General features: G+C 67.4%; 5 protein-coding genes. 2 read left to right on the forward strand and 3 right to left on the reverse strand.

Annotated features, from left to right (window positions below):
- Window positions 1–22: 22 nt before the first annotated feature.
- From QZY06_RS03185 to QZY06_RS03195, 3 genes are read right to left on the reverse strand one after another with little or no spacing between them, the layout of a single operon-like run.
- The gene (locus QZY06_RS03185; protein WP_295680106.1) at window positions 23–2,203 is read right to left on the reverse strand and encodes an FUSC family protein; all 2,181 of its coding nucleotides are present in this window, start codon (window positions 2,201–2,203) and stop codon (window positions 23–25) included.
- Entirely contained in the window at window positions 2,200–2,703 is a 504-nt protein-coding gene (locus QZY06_RS03190) for a MarR family transcriptional regulator (RefSeq protein WP_295680109.1), read from the reverse strand. Before QZY06_RS03190 ends, QZY06_RS03185 begins: the two co-directional genes overlap by 4 nt.
- Window positions 2,700–4,166, reverse strand: a complete 1,467-nt coding sequence (locus QZY06_RS03195) for an efflux transporter outer membrane subunit (RefSeq protein WP_295680112.1) — start codon at window positions 4,164–4,166, stop codon at window positions 2,700–2,702. Before QZY06_RS03195 ends, QZY06_RS03190 begins: the two co-directional genes overlap by 4 nt.
- A 160-nt stretch (window positions 4,167–4,326) precedes the next feature.
- On the opposite strand from QZY06_RS03195, the gene QZY06_RS03200 reads away from it, so the two are divergent.
- On the forward strand, window positions 4,327–5,223 hold the full coding sequence (locus QZY06_RS03200) for an NAD(P)-dependent oxidoreductase (RefSeq protein WP_295680115.1): 897 nt from the start codon (window positions 4,327–4,329) through the stop codon (window positions 5,221–5,223).
- A gap of 165 nt (window positions 5,224–5,388) precedes the next feature.
- Window positions 5,389–6,378 (forward strand): malate dehydrogenase, encoded by a 990-nt coding sequence (locus QZY06_RS03205; RefSeq protein WP_293392182.1) that lies wholly within the window; start codon window positions 5,389–5,391, stop codon window positions 6,376–6,378.
- Window positions 6,379–6,468 lie beyond the last annotated feature (90 nt).

A 6,468-nucleotide genomic window follows, 5' to 3' on the forward strand; every position in this document is an offset into this window, starting at 1 on the left:
GAAGAAGCCGAACAGTTCGATTTCACGCGGCATCGGTAGCTCCTTGCGGCGGCGGTGTTTCCAAAGCCAGTTCCAGCGATGACAGCGCCGCGTAGCTCGCGTCATCAAGCAGCAGGCCACGCAGCAGATGCAGCGCGGCGCGGCCGCGGTTCAGTGCCTGCCGCTCGTCGGTGTCGCCGGCATCCAGCGCCTGATCGATGCGCGTCCCGGCGCTGTCGATGCCGGCCAGCGCCTGTTGGCGGCGACGTGGGTCCGGTTTCTGGAACAAGCGCGCGACGGCGCGCACGGCACCGTTCAGATGGCTGCGACTGTCGATCCGCAGGCGGCCGATGGTCGCGGCATCACGAAGATCGATCACCGCGCGGCCGGCTTCGAGCACGGCCATCGCCCGCGCCAGCAAGGCACGGTCTTCGCCGCTGCCGCGATCGGCGCCGGCGAGCAGCTGGCCAAGCAGATCGCGGGTGCTGTTCTCGAAACGATGACGCAGGCCGGCTTCCGTCTCGAAGCAGGCCATCAGCACCTGGCGGCGCAGGCTGCGGGTCAGATGCAGGCGCAGGCGGCGAGTGCCGGCCGGCACGATCAGCGCGAACGCCGCAGTTGCGATCAGCGCGCCGAGCAGCGCGGCGAAGCCTTCATTGAGCAGCAGCGCGGGATCGTAGCGGGAGACGTTGTCGAGGCCGATGGTGCTGCCGAACATCAGGCAGTAACCGGCGCCGATGCCGGCGGTGCGGGGGTTGGCGATCAGCCAGGCGCCGACCATGATGAATGGCGCCATGCCGGCCACCAGCAAGGCGAAACCATCGAGCTGCGGCAGCACCAGCAAGCCGCAGGTGAACGAGGCGACCAGGCCCGCACCGAAGCCGATCGCCAGCCCGCGCGCGGCGGCCACCGGCGCCGGCAGCGCAGCGAACAGGCAGCACAGCGTGCAGGCGATGGTCACCGCGCCGATGCCGCTCGGCCAGGCAGTGACGATCCAGAACGCGCCGACCGCGAGCAGCACGCCAGTTGCGCGCAGGCCGGCGAGCAGCGCGGTAATGGTGTCGCCGTGCGGCACGTAGGGCGGTGCCGGCCGCGGCAGCCGATCGCCAGGCGAGACCAGCGAGATGTAGCTCTCGGTGTAGGCGAGCAGTTCCGCCGCGAAGCGCTGCAGCAGGTTGGCGGCGCAGTCGAAGTCGAGGCGATCGGCGGGCTCGGCTTCGTCCAGGCCGGCGCCGGCTGCGGCGGTCAAGGTCGGCAGCTGTCCGAGAAATCCGGCGATGCGGGCGGCCAGCGGCCGGGCTTCGGTGGCGGTCGCCGGCAGCTGGCCATTCGCCGGCAGCAGAACTTCGGCCAGCGCTGCATACAGCGGCGTCAGTCGATCGAGCGTGGCTTGCTGCTGCCGGCGGCGCAGCCGTTCGGTGAACTGATGGAGCAGATGGATGCCGGTGGTCGCGGCCATGAAATCGGCATTGAGCAGGCGGAAACGGCTGCTACGCAGGCGGGTCTCCGGGCTTTCGAAATAGGCGGCATCGCGCTGCGCCTCGAAAGCGATGAACTGGGCAAGAAAGCGATCGTGGGCGCGTTCGTTCGTCGCGTGATCGAGCCGGCCCAGGAGGGCATCGACGGCAAAGCCGGCAAAGTCGCGATAGGTGCCGCGCACCGTGCCGACCAGACTGCTACCGAGCGTCTGCGGCAGCAGCAGATCACTGACTACGCCGGCGCAGAAGATGCCGAGCAGCACTTCGGAGACACGAGTCACGGCGATCGCGAAGCTGAGCTCCGGATGCTGGGTGGCCGGCAGGCCGATCAGGCAGGCGGTGTAACCGGCCAGCACGAAGCCGTAGGCGCGGAAGTTCCGGGCCCGCGTCGCGCCGGCGGTGCACAGGCCGATCCACAGCGCCAGCGCGCCGAGGAACAGCTCGCGCTGCTGGGCGAACAAGCCGAGCAGGATCAGCGTCGCGGCGCAGCCCACCAGGGTGCCGGCGATGCGATAGAAGCCTTTCGCCAGCACCAGGCCGGTCTGCGGCTGGGCGACTATGAACACGGTCAGCATCGCCGTGCGCGGCGAATCGAGGCCGATGCGGAAGGCGATCCACAGCGCCAGCATCGCCGCGACGATGGTCTTGGCAACGAAGATCCAGGCGCGGCCTTCACTGGCCGGCCAGTCGCGCAGCGCGGCGCGCCACGGACCGACGGCAGCTGCCTGGGGAGCGATTGCGCTCACGGACTCGACTGGTCGAGCCTGGCCAGTATCTGACGCAGCAGCGCGGTCAGCTCCTGGGTCTGGCTGTCGGTGAAGCCGCCATAGAGCCGTTCCAGCGTCTGCCAGATATCCGGCTGAAAGCGCTTGACCAGCTGCTCGCCTGCCGCGCTCAGGCGCAGCACCACCTTGCGCCGATCCTCGGTGCCGGCGCTGCGCTCGATCAGGCCCTTGGCCAGCAGTTCATCGCAGACGCGGGTGACATTGGTCGGCTTCTCGCCGGTGGCCTGACTCAGCTCGGACGGCGTCAGCGTCTGGTTCGGTGAGCCGTACAGCATCATCAGCGCCGTGTAGGTGACCATGTTCAGGTCGTAGGCCTTCAGCGCCAGATTGCAGAGATCGCTCTGCCGCTTCTGCACATGGGCGACCAGCCGCGCCAGCATCACCTGCTGATGCGGATAGCCGCGCAGGCGCTTGCGGGTGACGGTGATGCGCTGCTCGACTTCGTGGAAGCTGTCTGTCACTGCGCGTCTCCATGGATGGCCACTTCCTGCGTGGCCTGATAGCCGCCGCCGAGCGCCGCCATTAGTGCGGCATGGCTTTCCAGCTGACGGGCGATCAGCTGCGTGCGGTTGCGCTGCTGCTGCAGCAGCACGCTCTGGGTGTTGAGCACGTTGAGGTAGTCGGTGAGGCCGGCGTGAAAGCCCTGCTCGGCCTGCTGTTCGGCAAGCCGGGCGCTATCGAGCGCCGTGTTGTTCAGCATCAGCTGCTGCTGGATCGAGCGCTGGCGGCTGATCTCGTCGGCCACTTCGCGCAACGCGCCGATCACCGCGCCGTTGTAGCGCTCCACGGCTTCGTCGTAGCGCGCGCTCTGCAGACGCAGATTGCCGCGCAGGCGGCCACCGTCGAACAGCGGCAGGCTGATCGCCGGGCCGAAGCCGGCGGTGCCGATGTCGGCGAGGCTGCCGGTGACCAGGGTGCTCAAGTTCAGGCTGGCAACGCCGGCAAACGCGGCGAGATTCACGTCCGGATAGAAGCGGGTTTTCGCGACTTCGATATCCCGGCTGCTCGCCTCGACTCTCCAGCGCTGGGCAACGATATCCGGCCGGCGACCGAGCAGATGCGCCGGCAACGCCATCGGCAGTTCGGCCGGGTGATCGAGCGCCAGCCGCGGGCGGCCGATCGCATCTCCGGCGCCGGGGCCTTGTCCGGTCAGCGCCGCCAGCTGGTGACGGCCGATCGCCAGGTTCTCGTCGATCTGCTCGATCTGCGCTTGGCTGTCCGGCAACGGCGTCGCCGCCTGGTTGACCTCCAGCTCGGTGCCGAGTCCGGCCTCGCGACGACGGCGAGCGATGTCGAGCAACTGCTGCTGGCGTTCGAGATTGGCGACCAGCACGTCACGCAGCGCGTGCTGCATCGACAGCTGCACATAAGCCTGGACGACGGCGGTGGCCAGCGACAGGCGCACGGCCTGGGTCTGGGCTTCGCCGGCACGCACCGTGTCGATCGCACTATCCAGCGCCTTTTCGTCCTTGCCCCAGAGATCGAGCGAATAAGAGGCGCGCAACAGCAGATCGGACTTCCAGTAGGTATGCGCAAATTCCGGCGACGGGCTGAACTCCTGCTGGGTCTGGAAGGTGCGCTGAAAGCCGGCCTCGGCATCGAGGCGCGGCAAGGTCGCGCCCTCGGCGCTCTGTGCGTAGCCCTCGGCCTGGGCAACGCGCGCGCGCGCCAGACGCAGATCCGGATTGCCAGCCAGCGCGGCGGCGACCAGCGCATCGAGCTGCGGATCACCGTAGGTCTGCCACCAGCGCGCGTCCGGCCAGTCCGCCGGCGCTGACGAGACCAGTGCCTTGCCGGCATCGAGCGCTGCGACGTCCTGCAAGGTCGATTGCGGCGCGATGCCGCCAAAGCTCGCGCAACCGGCCAGTACCGAGGCACTGGCAAGGACCAGCAGGCGACGGCGGCAAGAGCCGATACAATTCATATACAGATATTTCATTAATGAAATATATAGCTACGCACCGACGACGTCAAAGCCGCCGGCCGTGACAGACGACGAGCGGCGAATCACGGCGGCCACAGGCGCGCTTTGCCGAGCCCGGGAAAGCGGGTAGAACATGGCGGCCCAACTTGGAGAAATCAGCATGAGCCAGCCGCGCATCGCCTTCATCGGCCTCGGCAACATGGGCATCCCGATGGCGCGCAACCTGGTCGCGGCGGGTTATGCCGTGACCGTCTGGAATCGCACGCCGCTGGCCGATGCCGACCTCGCCCAACACGGCTTCGCCAGTGCTGCGACTCCGGCCCAAGCTGCAGCACAGAGCGACGGCATCGTCATCACGATGGTCGCGGACGATGCCGCGCTGGATGCCGTGACCTTGGGCGAGCAGGGCTTGCTCGCCGGTCTGCCGCAAGGCGGGCTGCACATCTCGATGAGCACGGTCAGCGTGCAGATTGCGCAGATGATGGCGCGTGCGCATGTCGAGGCCGGCTGCCGCTATCTGGCAGCGCCGGTATTCGGCCGGCCGGAGGCAGCGGCCGCGGCGAAGCTGTCGATCGTCGCGGCCGGTGATGCAGCGGACGTGGCGCAGGCGGAACCTCTGTTCAAGGCGCTGGGCCAGGCGCATTTCCATGTCGGGCCGAATCCCGAGCAGGCGAACACGGTAAAGCTGGCCGGCAATTTCCTGCTGATGGCGATGCTCGAAGCGCTCGGCGAAGCCTTCGCGCTGACCGCCAAGGCCGGCGTGCCGGCGCGGCAGGTGCTGGATATCGTCAACGGTGCGCTGATGCGTTCGCCGGTTTACGAGAACTACGGAAACATCGCGATCAACGAGCGCTTCGATCCGCCCGGTTTCAAGCTGCGGCTGGGCCTGAAGGACGCCAATCTGGTGCTGGCTGCCGCCAACGCCTCAGGCGTGCCGATGCCGACCGCAAGCCTCGTCCATGACCGCATCCTGGGTGGCGTGGCGCGCGGTGCCGGCGAGTTGGACTGGTCGGTGATCACTCGGCTGGTGGCCGAGGATGCCGGGCTGGGGCGCTGATGCACAGGCACTGAGGAAACGGTGGCAGGCCGGAGCCGCGAACGCGCGTTCGCCCCCCAACGGCTATAAACGGCATAATTCGCCGCCCAAAAAGCAAATCGAAAGCAAGCCCCCAAGCAAGCCGCCTCCCAGCAGCACTCCAACCCGAACAACAGGACCTCCTCCATGAAGAAGCCCGTCAAGGTCGCCATTACCGGCGCCGCCGGCCAGATTGCCTACTCGCTGATTTTCCGTGTCGCCTCCGGTTCGATGCTCGGTCCGGACCAGCCGGTCATCCTGCAGTTGCTCGAAGTGCCGGTGCCGGAAGTGCTCGAGAAGCTGAAGGGCACGATCATGGAAGTCGAGGACTGCGCGTTCCCGCTGGTCCATTCGATCGAGCTGCACTCGGACCCGATGACCGCCTTCGAAGGCACCGACTACGCGCTGCTCGTCGGCGCCCGTCCGCGTGGTCCGGGCATGGAGCGCAAGGACCTGCTGACCGCCAACGGCGGCATCTTCGGTCCGCAGGGCACGGCCCTGGCCGCCAAGGCCTCGAAGAACGTCAAGGTGCTGGTGGTCGGCAACCCGGCCAACACCAATGCGCTGATCGCCGCGACTGCCGCTGCCAAGGGCGGCCTCGATCCGAAGCAGATCCACGCCATGGTCCGCCTCGACCACAACCGCGCGGTGTCGCAGCTGTCGTCGAAGACCGGCGTTCATGGCAATGACATCGACCAGGTGATCATCTGGGGCAACCACAGCTCGACCCAGTACCCGGACGTCAGCCACTGCACCATCGGTGGCAAGAAGGCGATGAGCCTGGTCGATCAGGCCTGGTGCGAGAAGGACTTCATCCCGGTCGTGCAGCAGCGCGGCGCGGCGATCATCAAGGCCCGTGGCCTGTCGTCGGCTGCTTCGGCCGCCTCGGCTGCCGTCGACCACATGCACGACTGGGCGCTGGGTTCGAATGGCAAGTGGGTGTCGATGGGCGTGCCGTCGGACGGCAGCTACGGCATCAAGCCGGGCATCGTTTACGGCTATCCGTGCATCTGCAAGGACGGCGGTTACGAGATCGTCCAGGGCCTGAGCGTGGACGAGTTCTCGCGCGGCAAGATGACCATCACCGAGAACGAGCTGCGTGAAGAACGCGCCGCCGTCGAAGATCTGCTGAAGTAAGGAATGCCTTTGCAGGCCTGTCTGCGAAGACCCTTCGCAAGCCGGCCTGCCCGTGAATCCGCGCGCCGCAGCACGTCATCCGACGAGATC

Origin of the sequence: uncultured Nevskia sp. (assembly GCF_903885465.1) — a bacterium.
GTDB lineage: Bacteria > Pseudomonadota > Gammaproteobacteria > Nevskiales > Nevskiaceae > Nevskia.